18 protein-coding genes are annotated in these 21659 nt (G+C 60.1%); 10 read left to right on the top strand and 8 right to left on the bottom strand.

Features of this window, described 5'->3' with window-relative positions; genetic code table 11:
• Window positions 1–103 precede the first annotated feature (103 nt).
• The 4 genes from sS8_RS14720 to sS8_RS14705 form a co-directional block, all read right to left on the bottom strand.
• Window positions 104–1885: a sensor histidine kinase gene (locus sS8_RS14720; RefSeq protein WP_119630266.1), complete on the bottom strand. Its 1782-nt coding sequence runs from the start codon at window positions 1883–1885 to the stop codon at window positions 104–106.
• Window positions 1886–1937: 52 nt separating this feature from the next.
• The gene (locus sS8_RS14715; RefSeq protein WP_119630265.1) at window positions 1938–2267 is read right to left on the bottom strand and encodes a circadian clock KaiB family protein; all 330 of its coding nucleotides are present in this window, start codon (window positions 2265–2267) and stop codon (window positions 1938–1940) included.
• Between the two features lie 16 nt (window positions 2268–2283).
• A complete protein-coding gene (gene kaiC, locus sS8_RS14710) occupies window positions 2284–3987 on the bottom strand; it encodes a circadian clock protein KaiC (protein WP_119630264.1) in 1704 nt (567 codons plus the stop codon).
• A 131-nt stretch (window positions 3988–4118) separates the two neighbouring features.
• Window positions 4119–4418: a hypothetical protein gene (locus sS8_RS14705; protein WP_119630263.1), complete on the bottom strand. Its 300-nt coding sequence runs from the start codon at window positions 4416–4418 to the stop codon at window positions 4119–4121.
• 212 nt (window positions 4419–4630) lie between these two features.
• Between sS8_RS14705 and sS8_RS14700 the strand changes: the two genes are divergently transcribed.
• Window positions 4631–5512: a hypothetical protein gene (locus sS8_RS14700; RefSeq protein ID WP_119630262.1), complete on the top strand. Its 882-nt coding sequence runs from the start codon at window positions 4631–4633 to the stop codon at window positions 5510–5512.
• Window positions 5513–5616: 104 nt separating this feature from the next.
• On the opposite strand, the gene sS8_RS14695 is transcribed toward sS8_RS14700, so the two are convergent.
• The 4 genes from sS8_RS14695 to sS8_RS14680 are packed head-to-tail and all read right to left on the bottom strand — an operon-like array spanning window position 5617 to window position 8375.
• Window positions 5617–7095: a cbb3-type cytochrome c oxidase subunit I gene (locus tag sS8_RS14695; protein ID WP_119630261.1), complete on the bottom strand. Its 1479-nt coding sequence runs from the start codon at window positions 7093–7095 to the stop codon at window positions 5617–5619.
• Window positions 7095–7700, bottom strand: a complete 606-nt coding sequence (locus sS8_RS14690) for a cytochrome c (protein WP_179952370.1) — start codon at window positions 7698–7700, stop codon at window positions 7095–7097. The genes sS8_RS14695 and sS8_RS14690 overlap by 1 nt, the downstream gene beginning before the upstream one ends.
• A 20-nt stretch (window positions 7701–7720) precedes the next feature.
• Window positions 7721–8065 carry a hypothetical protein gene (locus tag sS8_RS14685; protein WP_232020321.1) on the bottom strand — a complete coding sequence of 115 codons (345 nt, stop codon included), beginning with the start codon at window positions 8063–8065 and terminating at the stop codon, window positions 7721–7723.
• Between the two features lie 25 nt (window positions 8066–8090).
• Complete coding sequence (locus sS8_RS14680; RefSeq protein ID WP_119630260.1) at window positions 8091–8375, bottom strand: hypothetical protein; 285 nt, start codon at window positions 8373–8375, stop codon at window positions 8091–8093.
• Window positions 8376–8418: 43 nt separating this feature from the next.
• Here sS8_RS14680 and sS8_RS14675 point away from each other — a divergent pair, with 43 nt between their 5' ends.
• From sS8_RS14675 to sS8_RS14635, 9 genes are all read left to right on the top strand, one after another.
• Complete coding sequence (locus tag sS8_RS14675) at window positions 8419–9114, top strand: SDR family oxidoreductase (protein ID WP_119630259.1); 696 nt, start codon at window positions 8419–8421, stop codon at window positions 9112–9114.
• A gap of 145 nt (window positions 9115–9259) precedes the next feature.
• Complete coding sequence (locus tag sS8_RS14670) at window positions 9260–9631, top strand: exosortase system-associated protein, TIGR04073 family (RefSeq protein WP_119630258.1); 372 nt, start codon at window positions 9260–9262, stop codon at window positions 9629–9631.
• Between the two features lie 433 nt (window positions 9632–10064).
• Window positions 10065–12731: a SpoIIE family protein phosphatase gene (locus tag sS8_RS14665; protein ID WP_232020320.1), complete on the top strand. Its 2667-nt coding sequence runs from the start codon at window positions 10065–10067 to the stop codon at window positions 12729–12731.
• An 84-nt stretch (window positions 12732–12815) separates the two neighbouring features.
• Window positions 12816–13181 (top strand): c-type cytochrome, encoded by a 366-nt coding sequence (locus sS8_RS14660; protein ID WP_170161091.1) that lies wholly within the window; start codon window positions 12816–12818, stop codon window positions 13179–13181.
• A gap of 226 nt (window positions 13182–13407) precedes the next feature.
• Window positions 13408–14940, top strand: a complete 1533-nt coding sequence (locus tag sS8_RS14655) for a sensor histidine kinase (RefSeq protein ID WP_119630256.1) — start codon at window positions 13408–13410, stop codon at window positions 14938–14940.
• Window positions 14941–15050: 110 nt separating this feature from the next.
• Entirely contained in the window at window positions 15051–16304 is a 1254-nt protein-coding gene (locus sS8_RS14650; protein ID WP_119630255.1) for an ABC transporter substrate-binding protein, read from the top strand.
• Between the two features lie 472 nt (window positions 16305–16776).
• Window positions 16777–17685, top strand: coding sequence for a carbohydrate ABC transporter permease (locus tag sS8_RS14645; RefSeq protein ID WP_170161090.1), 909 nt, complete (start codon window positions 16777–16779; stop codon window positions 17683–17685).
• The gene (locus tag sS8_RS14640; RefSeq protein ID WP_119630253.1) at window positions 17682–18521 is read left to right on the top strand and encodes a carbohydrate ABC transporter permease; all 840 of its coding nucleotides are present in this window, start codon (window positions 17682–17684) and stop codon (window positions 18519–18521) included. The genes sS8_RS14645 and sS8_RS14640 overlap by 4 nt, the downstream gene beginning before the upstream one ends.
• A 73-nt stretch (window positions 18522–18594) precedes the next feature.
• Entirely contained in the window at window positions 18595–21657 is a 3063-nt protein-coding gene (locus tag sS8_RS14635; protein ID WP_119630252.1) for a DEAD/DEAH box helicase, read from the top strand.
• The last annotated feature ends 2 nt before the right edge of the window (window positions 21658–21659 follow it).

Raw genomic sequence — 21659 nt, 5'->3', positions numbered from 1 at the left:
AGAAAGGATTTCCGAAGACAAACAGCACATGAAGCTGCTGTCTGTTCACACATACGGAGGATGTTGAGTCCGTGTGGTTTAGCGGAGATCGACTGGTCGCAAATTAGACGTTCGGCATTATTTTGTTTGGAACGGTGAATTGTTCAGAGGTTTCTAGAGTAGAGATCGGCAGCCACACGAGAAATTCGCTTCCTTTTCCCACTCCTTCGCTTCTGGCTTCGATCCGTCCCCCGTGTAGTTCCACAATGCGCTCGACGATAGCCAGACCGAGCCCCAAACCGCCTTGTGCGCGATCCAGGCTTCTGTCGGATTGGACGAACAGGCCGAAAATCCGGGCAAGCATGGGTTGAGGAATGCCTTCCCCGGTGTCCCTGATCCGGATCAGGGCTTGACCGTCCTCATGGGTGACGCTCAGCCATATCTTTCCCCCTTCCGGGGTATATTTGGCAGCATTGTTGAGGAGATTCGAGATGACTTGAGCCAAGCGCGTTCCGTCTGCTTCCAACCGCATGGGCTGATCCGGAAAGGATACCGTCAATTTATGCTTTCGTGCCTGGATGAGGGGCTTACTGGCCTCGAGGGCGTGATCCAGGACGGTGGAAAGATCAAGGGACGTTCTCTTCAGAGTGATCTTTCCCTGGACGATGCGGGAAACATCCAGGAGATCGTCCACCAATCGCGTCAAGTGGGTGACTTGCCGATCGACGATATCCTGGGCTCTCTTGTGCCTCGGATCGGACGGCTCCAGTGCTTTCATAATCTTCACGGCGCTTTTGATCGGGGCGAGCGGATTTCGGAGTTCATGGCCGAGCATGGCCAGAAACTCGTCCTTGCGGCGGTCGGCGTCGCGCAGCTCATTCACCAGTCCCATCCGCTCATAAGCCACAGCGACATAGCGGCAGATCGTTTGCAGAAATTCCAGCTCTTCAGCATCGAACTGGACTTTCGACCGGCTAGCGAAACAAAGCGTCCCAAGCAATGTGTTGCCGGCTGTCAGGGGATGGCAGGCGTAAGCCCGTAGGCCGAGTGACTTGATCGCCTGTGCCGTCGAATCATTCGCTTGCTTGATAGGGGAGGCCGCCATGGGCTGGCCGAGTTCCAGCCGCTCTATCAGCCGGGTCGCCTCGGCGGGGAGGCCGACGCATGACACCAGTCGCAGGGCATCGTCGGTGTCGTCCACCATGTAGTTGATGTACGCATCCAATTCAAGATGCGGGTTGATCTTGGTGAACAGACTACGAAGCATCGTCTCTGGGTCGTGAGTAACGAGCAGCACCTCGGCCGCTTCGGACAGAAGCCGGAACCTTTTGTTTTGTTTCTTGACGGCGTCATCGGCCCGCTTGCGCTCGGTGACATCGATGTTGGCGCCCACCCAGTGGATTTGACCGGAAAGCGTCGGAGCGAGGATGCCGTGCGTCCAGATGGTCCGCTCGGAGCCGTCGTCAAGGCGAACCGTGTACTCAACGTTAAAAGCCGTCCCCGTCTCCCGTTGTTCAATCCACTGCCGCTCTACTGAATCACGGGTCTCAGGCGGCAGAAAATGGAATTGCCCCTTTTCCCGCATCTCCAGGAGGTCCGTCTTGAGAAGGTCGAGGAAGGAGGGGCTGACGTAAAGCAGCTTGCCGTTCGGTTCGGCGAGCCACACGCCGTAGGGGAAGCACTCCTCGATCATGCTCCGGTAAACGGAGTCAAATGTCTGGAGGGCGTAAATCTGCTCTTGGCCCTTTTCTTCCACAACCAGGGCGTCGATCTCGCCTTGGCGGATGGCCTGAATGATTTCCTCCGGCTCCGTCGCCTTCGACCGGAGTTCCTTGATTGCCGAAAGGAGCTTGGCATTCTGCCGGCGCAGGTACTCGTTCTCGCGCGTCAGCCTGTCAGAGTTCATTGTCCTGTTCTCTCCATGAAGCGCTTGCCGCCGAAGTTCAAGACCGGCGCGGCTATGTTCTCGGTTTCATATCGAGGCCGACCAGCATGCGTTCCGTATCGCTGAGATTGCCGATGATCTTCTTCAAGGGTTCCGGCAATTTTCTCACGAGCGTCGGGATGGCGATGATCTGATCGTCCTTGGCGAGGCGGGGATTTTCCAGTAGATCCACGACTTCGATTTCGTATCGGCCCGCCATGTACTCGGCGCAAAACCGATTGAGGTTTTCCAGGGCGGTGACGCACTTGGGGGTGCGTCCCGCGACGTACAGCCGGAGCAGCCATTTTTCGCCCGTCTCGGGCGACTGATCGTTTCCCTTCGAGGCTTGCGGGTTCTCGTTCATACAGTTCTATCTCCCCTTAAGAATCGGAATCGGCCTTGCGGCCGCGAGCCATCGCCTCCCGGTCCCGCGCCAGTTGAGCTTCCCGATGCCGGGCTTGAATCAGCGCGAGCTGAAGTTCTTCCTCTTCCGCTGCCAATCCGGACCGCAGAGCGGCGATCTGTGCCTCCACCGCCTGACGTTTGCGCTCCAGCTCCCGCTCCTTTCTCTGGATTTCTTGCTCCCGCAATACGGTTGCCGCCCGCTCCCTGGCTTCCTGGGCGAGCCGGGCCGAGCCGGTCAGCACGCCTTCGGGTCCGGTGTACACGTCGACGAGATCGATGCCCCGATCGGTGATAAGGAATTCCCGTACCTGATTGGAGTGGGCCATGCCCCTCGACTTGAGCAGGTATAACACCCGGTTCCGCTCCCCGCTCAGCTCGGTATCCCGCAGCAACAGCCAGGTGTCGATCAGCGACGAGATGCCCACATCGGTCTGTTCGATGACGGTAGCGCCATGGGTCAGACTGATGAATAGCGCGGTGATCTGGTTGGCCTTAAGGAAATCCACCAGCCGCATGAGCATCGACTTGAGCTCCTCGGGAGTGCCGACCGCCATGAGGTTGGTGATCGGGTCCACGACCACGACGTGCGGCTTGAGGTCGCGGACGACCTTGTACATCGTCGCCAGATGGGCCTCGAGCCCTTGCAGAGTCGGGCGGGCGGGGCGGAACTGGAGCAATCCTTTCTGAAGGTGCGGTTCGAGATCGATGCCGATGGAGCGCATGTTGCGGACGATCTGGCTCGGGGATTCCTCAAAGGCGAAGTAAATCGCCTTTTCTCCCCGTTTACCGGCGGCATCGACGAAGGTGGCGGCGAGACTGCTCTTGCCCGTCCCGGCCGTGCCGGACACCAGCACGCTGCTACCCCGGTAGAATCCCTTGCCGCCGAGCATGGCGTCGAGCCGCTCCAGCCCGCTGGAAATCCGTTCATGGCTGGCGGTATGGTTCAACCCGATGGAGGTAATGGGCAAAACGTCCACGCCTCCTTCGTCGATCAGGAACGGGTACTCGTTCGACCCGTGGCTGGAGCCCCGGTATTTCACGATTCTCAAGCGGCGAGTCGCGATCTGCTCATTCACTCGATGATCCAGCAAAATCACGCAGTCCGAAACGTACTCTTCGAGGCCGTGCCGGGTCAGCATTCCCGCTCCCCGCTCGGCGGTGATGATCGCCGTGACTCCCTTATCCTTGAGCCAGCGGAACAGGCGGCGAAGTTCGGCCCGCAGAATGGCCTGATTCGAAAGGCCGCTGAACAGGGTTTCGAGGGTGTCCAGCACCACCCGCTTGGCCCCGATGGAATCGATCGCGTGACCTAGCCGGATGAATAGCCCGTCGAGGTCGTACTCGCCGGTTTCCTCGATTTCGCTCCGTTCGATGTAGACATAGTCCACGATCAACTTGTTCTGCTCGGCCAACTCGTCGAGGTGGAAACCGAGCGAGCGGACGTTCTTGGTCAGTTCTTCCGCGGTCTCCTCGAAAGCCATGAAGACGCCCGGCTCGCCGTAGTTCACAGCTCCCTTGACGAGAAATTCCATGGCGAAGAGCGTTTTGCCGCATCCGGCACTGCCGCAGATGAGGGTGGGCCTGCCTTTCGGCAAGCCGCCGTTGGTGATTTCGTCGAGCCCGGCGATCCCCGACCGGCTTTTCTCGAGGGGTTGGGGGTCAGTTCTGTAAGAAGTCATTCGAGTTCCTAGTTTTTTAGATCGCTAAATGAGCACAGCGTTTATCCCTCGTATTGGACTTCGAGGCTGAGGAAGCTCCTCTTCCCGATGGGGTCTGTCGCGTTAAGCGGGGCGCGCATGGCTGCTTAGATTCAGAATGCCAAGCTTTTTGCCGGGGTAAGACTTTTACTTGGCATGATCCGAGCCTGTTTGATCGGCGAAGAAAAAAATCGTTCACATCCGGCGTTTCCCGGATTTTGGATACCGGCCGCCAGGGTGCGGTAACCCCCGTATATCGCTCGGGAAATCGTCTTGCGGGCCTCTGCCGCGCGTGACAAACGGCATGAACGGCGCGTTTGCGCTTTGCTCGGAAATGGTTTGATTTTGAACCCGGCGAGTTCAATCGGGATGAGATGCGGCCAGTAAGAAGGCACATCGATGATGGGCTTCAATTCGTTCAGCGATCTCTTCCGCTTTTCGCCCAGCGCTCGTCCGCCTTAGAGCCTATCCCAGTAGGTCGTTCGCCCTGAGCTTGTCGAAGGGTTTCTTAAGCCTACTGGGATAGGCTCTTACTCCGGGAGAGCGGACCAAATACGATGCCCGTGGCGCCGAACCGGCGCGCTGGGCGAAAATAGAGTCAAATTGTCATCGCACGAGACATCGAGTGCAGAATTTCTCCGACCGATTGGTCCGAATTCCCGAACTGACCGCACGTTGGCGTTCCGGGGGCTTGAGCGATGCCGCCTATGCGGCGCTGTATTTCTTTATCTGGCAGATCGGGATGCACGGACCGCGTTTCGCGTCGCGCAAGGTCAAGAGCGATCCGAGGCCGGACGCATCAAGTTGGCTGGCGGATTTCGACCGATCGGCCGGAAGCGAATTGGAGCGGGTGCTGGTCGATCGGATCGAGCGTTATCACTTTTTCGGTCTTATCCCGAATGCTTCGGTGGCGCTCTCGGCGTGGTTGCGCGGCGAATGGCCCCTACTGCTGACCGAGCGGATTCCGACGCCCGGAGAAGTCCTTGAGATGCAGGCGGCGGGCCGGCGGCCGGTCACGGTCGTGGCCGATTATCCGCGGCTCTTGCGGCCGGTTCTCAAGAAGCCGAACGGTTTCGCTTTTTTCGTGCACGACCTCGAACATGCCTTCAAGTTCTTCCACGACCCCAATGTCCACGACGGACAGAGGAAATTTTTCGGGTTGCTTCGGGAGACGGTTCGGCAGGGTTTACTCGGTCCCTATCTGGGCGATCCGGTCTTCCGGGAGAAGTTCGATTACCTCATCAGCGACATGAACACTCATGTGATCCACAGCCTGCGCTTCCTGGGCGCGATTCTGATCGAGTGCATTTTGCGCCGGGAAGGGAAGGCGCCGCATGAAACGCTGTCGTCCGCAGCCGGGGACGAGCTAGCGGGATTGCTGCAAATCCTGAGCCGTTGCTGGATGTTTTCGCCGGCCGCCGAGGAAGCGGTGCTGCGTCTCATCGACGGCGGGTTCGGCGAGGCCGATGCGGCTTTGATCGAGCGGGCAGTCTTGCAGGCCTCGTAGGGCGGGTTAGGCCGGAAGGCCGTAACCCACCGAAGAACCTGTCCTGAGCCTGTCGAAGGGCTAACCCGCCCTACAGCGAACGTTCATTTGAATGCCTGCGGGAATTACGCGGTTTCCACAACAGCCGCCTTGATGCCCGGCTCTTCGGGCCGTTCGATGACCAGCGCGGGCCGGGTTTCGCGAGCGCCGATGGTCGCCAGATCCCAGATCAGCAGAACCAGGCCGACGGCGGTGACGATTCCGAAAATCAGCCGCCAAAACATGGCCTGCGTGAACCAGGGGTGGGTCTGCGCGGCGAAATAACCGCTCCAGGTCGAGCCTTCGATAGCGCGCTCGATGAACGATTGCTCGTAGCCGGCGATGAGCAGGGCCACGGTCATGCCGATCACGCCGAGATTCAAGAGGGCCATCGACCATTTCCATTTCCAGCCGTTGTCGGCGAGATTGGCGCCCATCCACACATTGCCGCGCCACTGTTGTACCGCGAGATAGAAGAAGGCGATATTGATCGTGGCGTAAGCCCCGAAAAACGACAAATGGCCGTGGGAAGCCGTCCATTGAGTGCCGTGGGTGTAGAGATTGATTTGCGGCAGGGTGTGCATGAAGCCCCAGACGCCGGCGCCGAAGAAGTTGCCGAAAGTGTGCGCGATCACCCAGCCCAGCGCGGGATGGTTGGTGCTCCTGAACTTGTGGACGCCGGCGTCGTAAATGGAGTGCACCACCATGGCGACCAGCGGAATCGGCTCCAGGGCGGAGAAGAAGCCGCCGATGGGGAACCAGTACTCCGGGGTGCCGATCCAGAAATAATGATGGCCCAGCCCCAGGATGCCCGAACCGAACATCAGCGCCACCTCGATGTACAGCCAGGTCTGGACGATCCTGCGCCGGGCGCCCAGGAGCTTCATCAGGCTCCAGGCCATGATGCACCCGACCAGTACTTCCCAGGTCGCCTCCACCCAGAGATGGACCACCCACCACCACCAATAGTGATCCACGGTCACGTTGGTGGTGTAGAACATCCCCGTCAGATAGAGGCCGACCAAGGCGACCAGATCGAGCGTGAGCACGCCGGAGACGCCGGACCAGCGGCCCTTGGAAAAGGTGCCGGCGGCATTGTAGAAGAACACCAGCATGACGGCGACGATGCCGATATCCGCCCAGCGCGGCGCCTCGATGTATTCGCGCCCTTCGTTGATCAGCCAGCGGGTCGCATCGTTGCCGGCGCCGGTCTGCAGGAACAGATACACCAGCACGACGATGCCGACCGCGGCCGTCAGCACCCAGAAGGCGATCTCTCCGCACTTGAGGCCGACGATCTCGACTCCGCTTTCCTCTTCGAGAAACCAGTAGACGGCCCCGATGAATCCGTACAGCATCCACACGATCATGGCGTTGATATGGAGCATCCGGTTCACGCTGAAATCCAGGGTTTCGAACAGAAAGCCGGGAGCAAGGAACTGAACGGCGGCGAGCAGACCGAACAGGATTTGCGCCACGAAGAGAACCATCGCGACGATGAAATATTTCACCGCGAGCTTTTGTCCGCCGTTGAGATTTCGACTGTCAAGGACTCCGACGCTCATTATGGGTTCTCCTGTGCGTATAGGGTCTTGAAGTTGTGCGGGAAGCCGTTGGTGTCTATGGTCGCCGTCCATTTCAGAAAAGCGATCAGTCCCCTGGCCTCCTCTTCGGTGATGCCGAGGTTGGGCATCCGCCGTCCGGTGCCGTAGGACCTGGCATTGCCGGCCGGGTCCTGGAGGAAAGCCAGCATCAGCGTCTCGCGGTTGGTTTCATCCACCCAGTTCGGGTCCAGCCAGGCCTTGGTCAAATCGGGCGCGTAGTAGGCGCCGTTACCCAGAATGGTGTGGCAGTTGATGCAATTCTTCGCCTGAAAGGTTTTCTTCCCGAGCGTGACGAGTCGTTCCGCCTCATCTTCGTTCAAGGTCTTGCCGAATAGAGGCGCGTCGCCTTCGATGACCGGTACGAAGCGGTTTAGCTTGGAATCGAGGCGGTAGTCGATTTTCTTGTTAATGACGCTATAGGCGGGTACCCGTTCGCTGCCGCCGGCCGACACCCTGGCCATCGAGTCGAAGGTCAGGGCAATCAGCAGCACAAAGGAAACTGCCGTTACCCAGACCGCGGTTTTCTTCCAGAACGCCTCGGATGCCCATAGCGGCGCGGTGTTCACGATTGTTCCTCCTTCTCTTGTTATGGGGTGATGTTCGGACGATCGTGTTCGGAATGTTCGGCGGCGTGAGTGGCCGTGCAGAGCCGCCAGATTGCGAGCGGTGCCGCGAAGTAACCGATCAGCATGAGCCCCGCGACGACGCGCCAGAAATCCTCGAAATGAGACGTTTCCGCCAAAACCCACACCGCGCCGGCCAAACAGGCGTACGAAGCATAGGCCGAAATCACGAAGCCGGGACGGCGGGTGAGCTTGCCCCAGGCATAAAGTCCGGCGTAGCCGGCACCGGCGAGGACGATCATGGCCGCCGAGAGCAGGTTGAGAAAAAAATCTTCGAGTTCGACCGGTTCAATCATCGGCAATGGCATTAGAAAACGTCTCTACACGTATTTATTAATCAGGCCCGGTACACGCCCGGCCTGGGCTCACGCGGCTTGTCGCCGCGCCGGGGCATCCCTGCCCCGGATTGAGCAATGCTAACGCGTCTAGCGATCCGTCGTCATCGCCGTCGTATTCGTCGAACGACTCGCCGAAATCGGCCTGTTCGAAGCCGAGAACGGGAATCGGCTCGGCGGTGTTGTAATATTCGTTGATGGTGATGTTGTCGACATGCCGGGGGCGGTCGATACCGAATCGAGGTATATGTCTTTGACAATGTCTCGGGGAGGAATGTCGCATTCTCGCGTCGGGTTCAACAAACGACTCTTGAGGAGAAATCAGCATGGCTACCGTACTGGTCACCGGCGTCAATCGTGGCATCGGTCTAGAATTTTGCAGGCAATACGCCGAAGCGGGCTGGAAAGTTCTGGCGTGTTGCCGTCGTCCCGCGCAAGCCTCGGATTTGGAGGGGTTGGCCATTCATTATCCGGCAATATCCATTCATCAGCTGGAACTCGGTAATTTCGGCCAGATCGATGCATTGGCTCACGCCTTGGCGTCCGAGGCGATCGACGTGCTGATCAACAACGCCGGAGTCTACGGCGACGGCGCCCGGAATGTCCCCGGGGATATCGATTACGAACTCTGGACGCAGGTCATGCGAATCAATGCGCTGGCGCCCGTCAAGATGACCGAAGCGTTTCTTCCCCATATCGCGCGTGGCGGCCGCAAGCTGGTGGTGGCGATCACCAGCCTCATGGGCAGCATGGGCGACAACTCGAGCGGCGGCGCGATCATGTATCGTTCCAGCAAAGCTGCCCTGAATGCAGCCATGAAAAGTCTTTCGATCGATCTCGGGAGTCGGGGCATCGGGGTGTTGATTCTGCATCCCGGCTGGGTCAAAACCGACATGGGCGGCACCAATGCGCCGACTTCGCCGGCGGAAAGCGTTGCGGGCCTACGGCGGGTGATCGACGGTTTCTCTCCCCGCGATTCCGGACATTTTCTGGATTTTCGCGGGCGCGAACTGCCCTGGTGAATGGTGCCGGCAAGCGGTTCATTTGAAAAATCGCAAACTTTGCCTACCCTTGAATAGGGCGGGAAAAGCGAAGCGTCGCTACCGCAGGGAATTTTCTCGCCGTCATGATCAAGAAAATCAACTGTTTGCCAGCAAGGGGCCACTCATGTCGAGATCAACTAGAATCATTTTTCTTTCGGCGACGGCGGCGTTGGTCATGTCGTCCGCGTCACCGGCTTCGGACGATTACGGTCAAGACGTAGGCACGAAGCTGGGTTCCGGACTAAGCAATCTCGCGCTGGGATGGGTTGAGTTCCCCAAGAACATAATCAATACCACGAATGAAACCAATGTGCTTTTCGGGCTCTCCGGCGGATTTCTCAAAGGCGGCTTGCATACGCTGGGGCGTATCGCATCCGGTGTGGTCGACGTCCTGACCTTTCCTCTGCCCACGCAACCGATCACCAAGCCGGGCTTCGTCTGGGAAAATTTCGACGTCGAGACCCAATACGGCCCGGTCTTTCAGACGAAAGATTGAGTCGGAGCGCGGCGGGCCTCTGGTAACGCCCGCCGCTTTCCCGCCAAATTTCAGCAAGGTCGCTTTCGCTTCGTCCGGCTTGTCCCGGCGTCCGATGAAATCGGCTCGGCCGAGCCTGTCCGAGCAAGCGGAGCGAGCCGATCCTCGGTTTCCTGAACCGTTCCTTCGGGTTGGCACTATTCACCATGATCGATATTTCTCTATCCGAAATCATACCGGTCATAATAAGTCCAACTAAGGTAAGGCAGTACCAGCGGCGCCGATCAGTCTAATCGGCCTAATCAAGCTTGAACTCGAATGGTTTTCGTAATCATCGAAACCGCCGCCTAAGCAAGAAACCCGGAAGTCCACCGATCGGCGCCGGCCGATCGCCGACTTTTCCGTAGGGGCGAGCGGTTTAGTTAATTCAGGTCGGTCTATGCCACAGGAAAAAATGAGCGATCCAGCATCGAAGTTCTTGAACGGGATGTCCGAATTCATTTCGGTCGATCGCTTTGCCCGTGCCCTGCTGGACGGCATCGACGATGCGGTGTGCATGCTTGACGAGGCCGGCCGTCTCGTCTTTATGAACCGGGCGTCGGAGGAGTTGTTCGGATATTCCGAAGAAGAGTTTCGTGGCCGAGCCGTGTTTTCGGAACTGGAGGTGTCGTCGGAACCGACACCGTTGCGCCGGGAACGCAAACCTGCATCGATCGCCCAGGAACGGTTCTTCGGCACCAACGAGGCGCGGTTCCGCCGCAGGGACGGAACGGTATTCGGAGCCCGCTATCGGCTGACGCCCTTGAAGGAGGCCGGCGTCCGTCTGAATCTTCTTCACCTGAGCTGCATCGGACCGTGTGCGGACCGGGGCGGCGCGTTCGATACGGAATCCAACCTCAGGGCGATACTCGACACCATTACCGACGGCGTCATCGTCATTAACGACACGGGAATCATCCAGCTGCTCAATCCCGCCGCCGAACGGCTTTTCGGCTATCGACGGGAAGAATTGATCGGAGAGAATGTCCACCGGCTCATGCCTTCGCCGTATCGCGAAGAGCACGATGGATATCTCGCCAACTACCGCAGGACCGGCATCAAAAAAATCATTGGTACCGGCCGGGAAGTCTCCGGGCGGCGCAAGGACGGCAGCGTGTTCCCGATGTATCTCTCGATCGGCGAGCTTCGGCAGGGAAATCGCCGGTTATTCGTCGGGATTACCCACGATTTGACCCGCCGAAAACAGAATGAGGAATATTTGACGATTCTGTCCGGGGCGGTGGAACAAAGTCCGAACGCGATCATGATCGCCGATCTGGAAGGACGGATTACTTTCGTGAACCGCGCCTTCAGCCTCCTCACGGGCTACACCATCGACGAAGTGATCGGTCGGAATCCGCGCCTATTGCAGTCGGGCGTGATGCCGCCGGGCATCTATCGGCGACTGTGGGAAACGATCCAGGCCGGAAACGAGTGGCAAGGGGAAATTCAGGACCGGAAAAAATCGGGCGAGCTGTATTGGGCGCTGGAAACGATTACGCCGATCCGCGACGGGTCCGGAAAAGTCACCCGTTATCTCGCGACCCAGCGGGACATTACCGAGCAAAAGCGCGACAAGGAGGCGCTCGAGGAGAGCGAAGAGCGTTTCCGCCAGGTCGCGGAAATGGTCGGGGAGTGGTTGTGGGAGCAGGATCCGGAAGGACGTTACGTCTACAGCAGCGGGTCGGTGCATGCCATTCTCGGCTTGAAGCCCGAGGAAATCATCGGCAAGCGCTATCTGGATCTGCTGACGCCCGAGGATCGGCAGCGGTGGACCGAAACGCTTCCGCCGCCCGGTCGTGTTCACGAGTCTTTTTACAAGCTGATCAATCACTACCGACATCGGGACGGACACGAGGTTTTCACCGAATCCACCGGCGCGCCGATACTCGACGATCAGGGGCGGGTCATCAAGTGGCGCGGCATGGATCTGGATATCACCGCCCGCAAGCGGGCCGAGGACGCCCTGCGGCTGCGCGAGCGCGCCATCGAAGCGGCGAGCGTCGGCATCGTCATCGCCGATGCCCGCCAGCCGCATTACCCGAACCTGTACGTCAATCCGGCCCTGTCCCGGATTACGGGTTATTCGCGCGAGGAATTGCTCGGACGGAGTCTTCGAATACTACAGGGCCCGGAAACCGAAGAAGACGCCAAGAACAAGATCCGCGAGGACTTAAAGCGGGGAACCGGTTGCGAAGTGGTGCTGCGGAATTATCGGAAGGACGGGACACCCTTCTGGAATGAGCTGCTGCTGTCACCGGTTCGGGACGAACAGGGCGTCGTCACGCATTACATCGGCATTCAGACCGATGTCACCGAGCGCCGGCGAGCCGAAGAAGAGCGGCACGAGCTCGAGATCGCCAAGCACATTCAACTCTCGCTGTTGCCGAAAAAACCCTTGCGGCTCCCGATGTTCGAGGTTGCCGGAATCTGCGTCCCGGCGACCCACGTCGGCGGCGATTACTTCGATTATTTCCATTACGACGAAAACGCGGATATCGTCGTTGCGGATGTATCGGGCCACAGCGTGGGCGCAGCGCTCATCATGACCGAGATGCGCAGCACTCTGAAAGCCGAGACCCGCAAGACACCGGACAACCCGGCGCCGCAGAGCGCCGCCGAGGTGCTGCGGGCGCTCAATCATCTTTTGTACGAGGACTTGAGTGCGGCCGAGCTTTTCATCACCATGTTCTACCTGAAATACGATTTCCGAAAACGCCGGCTGCGTTATGCCAATGCCGGACACAATCGCGCCTTGTTATTGAGGCGGGGTGATTGGACCTGCCGGGAGCTGGATGCTGAAGGGCTGATCCTGGGCGTCAAGCGGGACGTGTTGTTCGAGGAAAAAAGCCTGGTCCTGGAGCCGGGCGACCGTTTGTTGCTCTACACCGACGGCGTCATCGAGGCGCAGAACGAACAGGGCGAATTTTTCGGCATTTCCAGACTGTGCCATTTGTTCACCCTCGACCGCTCGGATGCGCCGGAAACCACCATTCGAAAACTGATGAACGAACTGCGAACCTTCTGCGGCAAGAGCGAGTTCGCGGACGATATCACTCTGGTGGGTTTGCAGGTTCGCTGAGCGGCTGAATTACGATGCGCTTATCATAAGCGCCCGGTTCGTGTCATGCTGTCCAAACTCGCTTTCATCGTAGCCGATTTGCTTATGTATAAGTTTTTGAACCGATCGATCATTGCCGTTTACTGTACCCTGATGTTGGCCGGCTGCGCCGAACCCGAGACGAAAACGTCCTTGCAGGCGACATCCCGTCCGCCGGATTACACCCGCGGCAGGTACGCCTACAATGCCTTCTGTTCGGAATGCCACGATTCCGGCCGGGACGAGGCTCCCATGCTGGACGATCGCGAGGCTTGGGAAGCACGGACCTTGGGTTTTCCTTCGCTGTTGACGGACCATGCGACGAAGGGGTTCTTGGGCATGCCGGAAAAAGGCGCCCATTCCGATCTGAGCGACGAAACCGTGCAAGACGCGGTTCACTACATGATCAGGCAGATCATACGCGGCGAGTAGTCGCTTGAAGAGCGGCGCATGGTCGAGCGCTGCGCCGGGATCTTCGGGATGGTTCGGATCGGTCGCCGGCAAGGGACTGCGGGACTATCCAGCGGGTAAAACGCCCCGAGCGAGGAAACTTCCGGTTGATCGTGACAGTCTTAACGAGGTTCGTCGATTTAAGTAACTCTACCTACCGGCACGGAGTGCTTTCAATACGGAGCGCACTCACATCAAACGGCTTTTTTTGAACAGCTACGTCCTGGCGGTGCTCGGCACATCGGCCGTGTCACTGATTCTGACGTTTCTCGGTCCGGTTTTCGAGGGATCGCCGCCGCTCCTCCTGTTCTTGACGGCGGTGATGCCCGCAGCCTGGAACGGCGGCTTGGCTGCGGGGTTTTTTGCCACCGCATTGAGCACCTTCGTCGGCGCGTATTTCCTGGTGGAGCCGGAGTTCTCGCTGGACGTGGCCGTGGCCGCCGAGCGGCTGCGATTGCTGCTTCTTTTCAGCGTCGGAATGCTGCTCAGCCTGGTGATCGATCGCTTGAAAAAGGCGGAGGCCCAGGCGGCGAAAGCGGCGCTCGATCGCGACAGAGAACTGAAGACGGAAATCATCGAGCATTGGGAGACCGAGCAAAAGCTCAGGGACGAGGAAATCTTCGCTCATAAGGTTTTGATGTCTTCCCTGAACGGCCTTTACATCTATGACATCAGGACCGGCACCGACATTTTCATAAACGCCCAGTACACCCGGCTCACCGGTTACACGCTGGACGATCTCAATGCCATACGCGGGCGGGCGTTTTTTGCCCTGTTTCACCCGGACGATCAGGAGCGCATCGCCGCCCACATGGAAAATCTGGCGCGCATCGCGGATGGCGAGGTCGAGGAGATCGAGTACCGCTTCAAGACGGCGGACGGCCGCTGGATCTGGTGTTTATCGCGCGATTCGGTTTTTTCGCGGGATCCGGATGGCGGTGTCCGCCAATGTATCGGGGCGTTTCTGGACATCACGGAGCGCAAGCAGGCCGAACAGGCACTGCGCGAGTCGGACCGCCGCAAGGACGAATTCCTGGCGATGCTGGGGCACGAACTCAGGAATCCCCTGGCGCCGATCCGGAATGCGGTAAAAGTGATGAAGAAGATCGGTCTGCCCCATCCCAAGCTGTCCTGGGCGGGCGACGTGATCGACCGGCAAGTCAATCAGCTGGCGAACCTGGTGGACGATCTGCTCGATGTCACGCGCATCGTCCAGGGCAAGATCACCTTGCATAAGACCGAGGTCGAGATGGACAAGGTGATCGACCTGGCGCTCGAAACCAGCCGGCCAATGATCGAGGCGCGCCATCACGAACTCAACCTCTCCCTGCCGGAAGGACCGTTATGGCTGAACGGCGATACCATGCGCCTGGCGCAGGTCGTGGGAAATCTGCTCAACAATGCCGCCAAGTACACGCCGGAAGGCGGGACCATCTGGCTGAGCGCCGTGTGCCGGGATGGCGATGCGATGATTTCGGTCCGCGATACCGGGGAAGGCATCCCGAAAAATCTGCTGCCCAAGCTCTTCAATCTTTTCACCCAGGCCGAGCGCACCCTGGACCGGGCGCAAGGGGGGCTGGGGCTGGGGCTGACGATCGTGCAAAAGATCGTCGAACTGCATGGCGGCTGGGTTGAGGCCAAAAGCGAAGGGCTCGGCAAAGGCAGCGAGTTCATCGTATGCCTGCCGGCATGCAAGGCGGGCATGGATGTCGGCCGCCGGGTTCAGAGTGCGCCGTCCTAGTCCGCTTCAAACTTCGGATTTGCGCGCTGGTCTCAGATTTATCGGTGTCCGGGATTCAGTAGCCGGAAACGCCGGGCAGATTTGAGATTCTAAGGACGTGGAATGTATCGATGAGCCGTATCGCGCCTTTCGGGTGGATTGTTCTGGTTCTTGCATGCTTTCTGTCCGGATGTGGCCGGCAGGATTCGGATTCGGTCCGTCTCACCGGCTGGATCGCCTCGCCGGTCGAGGAGACCCTCACCCGCAGGTTCATCGACACCTTCGAACAGGGCCATCCCGATCTACCGGTTCGGTACGAGCCGATCACGGCCAATTACATGGACAAGCTGCTGCTTATGCTGGCCACCGGGACCGCGCCCGAGGTGGTGATGATCGAGGCTTTCTGGATTCCGCTGCTGGTCGATTACGACGTCTTGCTGCCGCTGGATCGCTTCCTCGCCCAAGACCCGGGCTTTTTTCCGGATGATTTCGAGCCGGTGCTGCTCGATGCCTTTCGCTTCGGCGGTGCGCTATACGGCTTGCCCAAGGATTATTCGACGCTCGCGCTTTATTTCAACCCGGCGATGTTCGCCGCTGCCGGACTCGGGGAAGCCCCGCGGAGCTGGCGCGAGTTCGCCGAACATGCCCGGCGGCTCACCCGCACCGGCGACGGCAGCATCGATCAGTACGGTTACTGCCACGCCGAGGATCTCGAATACTTGCTGCCTTTCGTCTGGCAGAACCGGGGCGAGTATATCGATGCGCAAGGCCGCGCCGTTTTCGACCAGCCCGCCTTCGCCGAGGCGCTCGAATTTCTCCAGCGAATGAAGCGCGGCGGCATTGCCGTCATGCCTTCGGATGTCGGCGCCGCCTGGAACATGGATGCGTTCGGCCGGCGGCGCGTCGCCATGGCGATTTCGGGTCTCTGGTCCGCGAATTTCATGAACGAGACCTATGCCCACACCCCGTATCGGGCCGCTCCGCTGCCGGTCGGAAAGCAGGCGGCCTCGGTCGCGTTCGCGGTCGGCTACGCCATCCCGAAAAGGACCGCGGACCCGGACAAGGCCTGGCAGTTGCTGCGCTATCTCACCGGCCCGGAGGGCGGGCGCATCTGGGCCGAATCCGACGTCGGCCTGCCGGCGCGGCGTTCGGTCGCGCGTGAGGCGGCGATCGAGCGCGATCCCTTGAAGCGGGTTTTCATGCAAAGCCTGGCCCATGCGCGGATCTGGCGATTCCGGGTTAACCAGCGCGTCCTCGACGAAACCCAGAGCGCGCTGCAGGCCGTATTCCTGACCGGCGCAGAGGTTCGGCCGACGCTGAAAGACTTAAAACGCCGTCTGGAAAGGGGCGGGCGCTTGTACACCGATGCCCGGCGCCGTGAATAGGATAATCGCCGGCTCCCAAGCGCCGTCTCCGCGGCACGGTAAGCGTGGATCAACAGGACGAAGAAATACTGGCATCAACGCGGAAGGGCTGAGTTATTCCAAACCGCTTTCAATAAGTCATTGAATTTTTTGTGGGGTGGGTTGGGCCGGAGGCAGTAACCCACCGAGCGACCTCGAATCGATGGGTTTCGCTTCGCTCTACCCATCCAATGAATATTTCTAAATCCGGCAGTTGGATACAACCTGAAAAGCGCCAGGCCCTCATCCCCAGCCCTTCTCCAAGAGCCTCACCCGCCCCTCTCCCAAAGGGAGAGGGAGTTTTGAGGTTCGGGAGAAGGGAGTTTAGCCCCTCTCCCTCTGGGAGAGGGGTTGGGGGTGAGGGAATGCGGCGGCTGATGGGGCATTGCGGTCATTTCGGTAGTCAACTGCGGTTTTTAGGATATTCGCTCGAATGCCGAATGGAATTATGCCGATGTCCGAGTTAACCCATTCAAGAGCCCGACTCGCAGGCCGGTCCGAGCGCCGCCGCGAGGCGCGGGCGGCTTATTTTTTCCTGTTTCCGGCCCTGGCGGTTCTGACGCTTTTCGTATTCGGTCCGCTGGTCTTCATTTTCGTCGTCGCCTTTTTCGACTGGAATCTTTTCCGGCCCGAACAGCACTTCCTGGGTGTCGAGAATTTCGTCGAATTGGCCGGCGACGAGTTGTTTTTCACGTCCCTGCGCAACACGACGGCCTACGTGCTCGGCGTGGTGCCGGCCCAGACCCTTCTGGCCCTGGTTCTGGCGCTCGCCGTCAACCGGAACATTCCCGCCCGGGGATTTTTTCGGGCGGCATTTTACATTCCGGCGATCACCTCGTCGGTGGTGACGTCCATCATCTTTTTGTGGATTTACTCGAAGCCGGGCCTGCTCAATTACATCCTGTCCCGGTTCGGAATCGCCGGTCCCGACTGGATCGGATCGCCCCGCTATGCGCTCGGCGCGATCATGGCGCTCAACGTGTGGTCGACCTCGGGTTACTTCATGGTGGCGCTGCTGGCCGGGCTCCAGAACATCCCGGCATCGCTTTACGAAGCCGCCCGGCTCGACGGCGCCGGACCGTGGGCGCGGTTCCGGCACGTGACGCTGCCGGGCCTCGGGCCGACGCTGTTCTTCGTGGTCACCCTGGGGATCATCGGCTGCTTCCAGGTGTTCGATCAAATCTACATGATGAGCGCGGGCGGACCGGTCAACGCCACCACCACGCTCAGCTATTTCATCTATAACAGCGCCTTCCGCTATTTTCGGTTCGGCTATGCCGCCGCCGCGGCGGTAGTGCTGTTCGCGATCATCCTGCTGGTCACCGGGATACAGCGGAAGATCGTTCGCCCGGAAGCGCCATGACGAGGGGCGGCGCTGTCCGAAGCCTCATCCGGCGATTCGCGGTCCTCGCGCTCTTGCTCGCGGCGACCGCAGTCTTCGCCTTGCCCTTCCTGTGGTCGCTGTCGATCTCGTTTCAGCTGCCGGGGGACGTGTTCGGCTGGCCGATCGAGTTCATTCCGGCCCCCTTCACCCTGGATAATTACCGGCGGCTATGGACCGAAATTCCGTTCGGCCGATGGCTGCTCAACAGCGCGGCGGTGGCCGTGGCGGTGACGCTGGCGAATCTCTTTTTCGACGCGCTCGCCGGTTATGCCTTCGCGCGTTTACGCTTCCCGGGGCGCAATCTGCTCTTCGTCCTGTTACTGGCAACCCTCATGGTGCCCGCTCACGTGACCCTGGTGCCCAAGTTCATGCTCCTGAATGCCCTGGACCTGGTGAATACCTATACCGCATTGATTGCGCCGGCCACGGTTCAGGTGGTCGGCATCTTTCTGATGAAGCAGTTTTTCGAATCCATCCCCGGGCAATTGGAAGAAGCGGCCCGTATCGACGGCTGCAATCGGTTCCAGGTGTTCTGGCGAGTGGTGCTGCCGGCTTCCAGGCCCGCGCTGGCGGCCCTCGCCATCTATACCTTCCAGGGCAATTGGAACGAATTCCTGTGGCCGCTGGTCGCGACCACCAGCAGCGACCGCTTCACCCTCCCGGTCGGCCTCGCCATGTTCCGCTACGAGTTCAGGGTCGAATGGACCCTGCTGATGGCGGGCGCCGTGCTCTTCGCTCTTCCGACCCTGATCATATTCCTGGTGTTTCAGCGGCTTTTCGTGCAAGGTATCGCCACCAGCGGACTGAAAGAGTGAAAAGGACGGCGGGCCATGGAAAAACCGCACGATCGGTATACCATTCACGCGCGTGAATACCGATAATTCAGCCATGAAAGTCGTTCACGCATTCTGGCTTCCCGAACCGGGCACCCGGTTTTTTCAAAACGGGGATTTCCACCTGTGGGTGGAGACCTCCGAGCCGGCGTCCGAACGGCCCCCCCGTAACCGGCATCCCCGCCATTTATCCGCCAAGGAGCTGCGCGCACTGCTCGCGGAGCTAGGCATTGCCGCGGGAGCGGACCGCTTCGTGGAATGTACGCTTACGCTGCCCGGGTACGACGGCGCGCCCATGGCCTGTCCCGAACTCGCGCCTTATCTCGAACGCGACAATCCGGAACAGGGCGAACCCGGTGAATGGAACATCGCCTGCTGGCGGCTCGCGGAACATCCTGTCGGCCATCTGAACGAGGTTCACTTCCAGTCGATTTTCCGCACCCGGGAGTGGCTGCCCGGCGCGGATTTTCTATTCTGGTACTGGTTCACTCAATCCCTGAAAGCGATCCTGTTCAAGGACGCCTACATCCCGTCGCTGCGCCTCCACGCCGGGACCGGCGGGGATTACGAGCTTTACGCGGGCTGCGAATTCCTCGCGGACACTTACGAGACCCTGATTCAGGAAGCGGCGGAACGAATGCCGCCGAGCGCCGGTCCCGGCTACGAGGCCGAGAGCCTGTTGCGGCATTGTTCCGAAGTGCTGCTCCAGCGCAGCGTAACCGGGGCCAGGCTGACCCAGGCGCTGGCCAAACGGATCCAGGGCTCTCCGATGGAGGCCTGCTTGCGCGGCGAACCGAGGGAACCCTGGCAGACGACCCGGGATCTGACGCTCTACCGCCAGTGGTGCCAGTGGCGGCGCAGGCTGGCTGGCGAGCGGCGGGAAGCCGGGTTTCAACTCTGTCTTCAGCTGCACGAAGCGGGCGAAACCGAGCCCGACCGCTGGCGGCTGGAATTCCGCGTGGCAGCATGCCGGGATTTTTCGCTGCAGCTGGCCCTGGAAGACTATTGGGCGATGAGCGGGGCCGGGCGCCAGGCGCTGGTCAAGAATTTCGGCCGGGATTTCGAGAAAAATCTGCTGCTGAGGCTGGGGCAAGCGGCACGCATTTATCCGGACTTGTGGAAAGGCCTGGAATCCGACCGGCCCACCGTCCTGGACCTGAGCCTGGAGCAGGCGTTCGAGTTTCTCAACGAAACCGCCTGGGTTCTGGAAGATGCGGGGTTTCGGGTGATCGTTCCCGCCTGGTGGACGCCGCAAGGGCGCCGCCGCGCCAAGCTGCGCATGCGGGGCTCCGGGAGCGCCCGAAAACCCGCGGCCGTCGCCGCAATGAGCGGCTTGAGCCTGGACCGGCTGCTCGAGTATCGCTACGAACTTACGCTCGGCGGCGAAACCGTCAGCGCCGAGGAATGGGAACAGTTGGTCGAAACCAAGACGCCGCTGGTGCGGTTCCGCGGGCAATGGGTGGCGCTCGACCGCGATCGCATGCGGGAAATGCTGGCCTTCTGGAAGGCCCAGGGCGAAACCGGGGAGACCCTGAACCTGCCCGAATTTCTGCGCCGCAGCGCTGAAGAAAACGAACTGTTCGAGGTGGAGCCGGAAGACGCCTGCGCCGCCATGCTGGCTAAACTACGCGATCACCGGCAGCTCGAACCGGTCGACGATCCGCCGCGGCTGAACGCCAGCCTGCGCGAATATCAGAAACGCGGCGTCGCCTGGCTGCGTCTGCTCGAACGACTGGGGCTGTGCGGCTGCCTGGCCGACGACATGGGCCTCGGGAAAACCATACAGGTGATCGCCCGCCTGGTTCTCGAGAAAGAAGAAGAGGACTGCGCGGGGCCGAACCTGCTGATCGTCCCGACCTCGGTGATCGGCAATTGGCAGAAGGAAATCGAGCGCTTCGCCCCGCAGCTGGCGACTCATATCCATCACGGCAGCGGTCGGACCCAGGACGAGCAGCCGTTCCGGGAGGAATGCGCGCGCAGCGATGTCGTCATCACCTCCTACACCCTGCTGCGCAAGGATGCCGGCCTGTTTTCCGCGATTCGCTGGCGGCGCGTGGTCCTGGACGAAGCGCAGAACATCAAGAACCCGGTCGCCGCACAGACCAAGGCGGTGTTGCAGCTCGACGCCGGTTACCGGCTCGCGCTGACCGGCACTCCGGTGGAAAACCGCCTGCTCGATCTGTGGTCCATCTTCAATTTCCTCAACCCCGGCTATCTGGGTAAACAGGCGCAGTTCCGCAAGAACTACGAACAGCCGATCCAGCGGGACAACGATCTCGCGAAATCCGCGCTGTTGAAGAAACTGGTCGAACCGTTCATCCTCCGCCGGGTCAAGACCGATCCCGCCATCATCAAGGATCTGCCGGCCAAGGTGGAGAACCGGCAGTTCTGCAATCTGAGCCGGGAGCAGGCGTCGCTGTACGAGTCCCTGGTGCGCGACGTGGAGCGCCAGCTGGAAGAGAGCGAGGGCATCCAGCGCCAGGGACTGATGCTGTCCACCCTCATGAAGCTCAAGCAGATTTGCAACCATCCCGCGCAATTCCTGCAGGATGGAAGCCCGTTCACGGCGGATCGCTCGCACAAGCTGGAGCGCCTGCTCGACATGCTGGGCGAGGTGCTCGGCGAAGGCGAGAGCGCCCTGGTGTTCACCCAGTTCACCGAGATCGGCGACTCGCTGGAGCGCCAGCTCCGGGCCACGCTGCAATGCCGGACCTACTATCTGCACGGCGGTACCTCGCGCAACCGCCGCGAACGGATGATCGCGCAGTTCCAGGATCCGGAGAGCCCGCCCTCGATATTCATCCTCTCGCTCAAGGCCGGTGGCGTCGGCATCACCCTGACCCGCGCCAATCATGTGTTCCATTTCGACCGCTGGTGGAACCCGGCGGTGGAGGACCAGGCCACCGACCGGGCATTCCGCATCGGCCAGACGCGCAATGTGTTCGTGCACAAGTTCATCACCCTCGGCACCCTGGAAGAACGCATAGACCGGATGATAGAGGACAAGAAGCAGGTGGCCGGCACCATCGTCGGCAGCGACGAATCCTGGCTCGCGAAGCTCGACAATGAGTCGTTCAGGCAACTCATCGCCCTGAACCGGCAAGCGGTACTGGATTGAAG

The sequence above is a fragment of the Methylocaldum marinum genome (genome assembly GCF_003584645.1).
GTDB classification, from domain to species: domain Bacteria; phylum Pseudomonadota; class Gammaproteobacteria; order Methylococcales; family Methylococcaceae; genus Methylocaldum; species Methylocaldum marinum.
Note: the sequence above shows the minus strand (reverse complement) of the source record. Positions and strands in the feature narration are given on the sequence as shown.

What these genes read in the sequence shown, in the direction of transcription:
- sS8_RS14720 (WP_119630266.1), bottom strand. Translation starts at nt 1,885, where the DNA reads ATGAACTCTGACAGGCTGACGCGCGAGAACGAGTACCTGCGCCGGCAG.
- sS8_RS14715 (WP_119630265.1), bottom strand. Translation starts at nt 2,267, where the DNA reads ATGAACGAGAACCCGCAAGCCTCGAAGGGAAACGATCAGTCGCCCGAG.
- kaiC (WP_119630264.1), bottom strand. Translation starts at nt 3,987, where the DNA reads ATGACTTCTTACAGAACTGACCCCCAACCCCTCGAGAAAAGCCGGTCG.
- sS8_RS14695 (WP_119630261.1), bottom strand. Translation starts at nt 7,095, where the DNA reads ATGAGCGTCGGAGTCCTTGACAGTCGAAATCTCAACGGCGGACAAAAG.
- sS8_RS14685 (WP_232020321.1), bottom strand. Translation starts at nt 8,065, where the DNA reads ATGCCATTGCCGATGATTGAACCGGTCGAACTCGAAGATTTTTTTCTC.
- sS8_RS14680 (WP_119630260.1), bottom strand. Translation starts at nt 8,375, where the DNA reads ATGCGACATTCCTCCCCGAGACATTGTCAAAGACATATACCTCGATTC.
- sS8_RS14675 (WP_119630259.1), top strand. Translation starts at nt 8,419, where the DNA reads ATGGCTACCGTACTGGTCACCGGCGTCAATCGTGGCATCGGTCTAGAA.
- sS8_RS14670 (WP_119630258.1), top strand. Translation starts at nt 9,260, where the DNA reads ATGTCGAGATCAACTAGAATCATTTTTCTTTCGGCGACGGCGGCGTTG.
- sS8_RS14665 (WP_232020320.1), top strand. Translation starts at nt 10,065, where the DNA reads ATGAGCGATCCAGCATCGAAGTTCTTGAACGGGATGTCCGAATTCATT.
- sS8_RS14660 (WP_170161091.1), top strand. Translation starts at nt 12,816, where the DNA reads ATGTATAAGTTTTTGAACCGATCGATCATTGCCGTTTACTGTACCCTG.
- sS8_RS14650 (WP_119630255.1), top strand. Translation starts at nt 15,051, where the DNA reads ATGAGCCGTATCGCGCCTTTCGGGTGGATTGTTCTGGTTCTTGCATGC.
- sS8_RS14645 (WP_170161090.1), top strand. Translation starts at nt 16,777, where the DNA reads ATGTCCGAGTTAACCCATTCAAGAGCCCGACTCGCAGGCCGGTCCGAG.
- sS8_RS14640 (WP_119630253.1), top strand. Translation starts at nt 17,682, where the DNA reads ATGACGAGGGGCGGCGCTGTCCGAAGCCTCATCCGGCGATTCGCGGTC.
- sS8_RS14635 (WP_119630252.1), top strand. Translation starts at nt 18,595, where the DNA reads ATGAAAGTCGTTCACGCATTCTGGCTTCCCGAACCGGGCACCCGGTTT.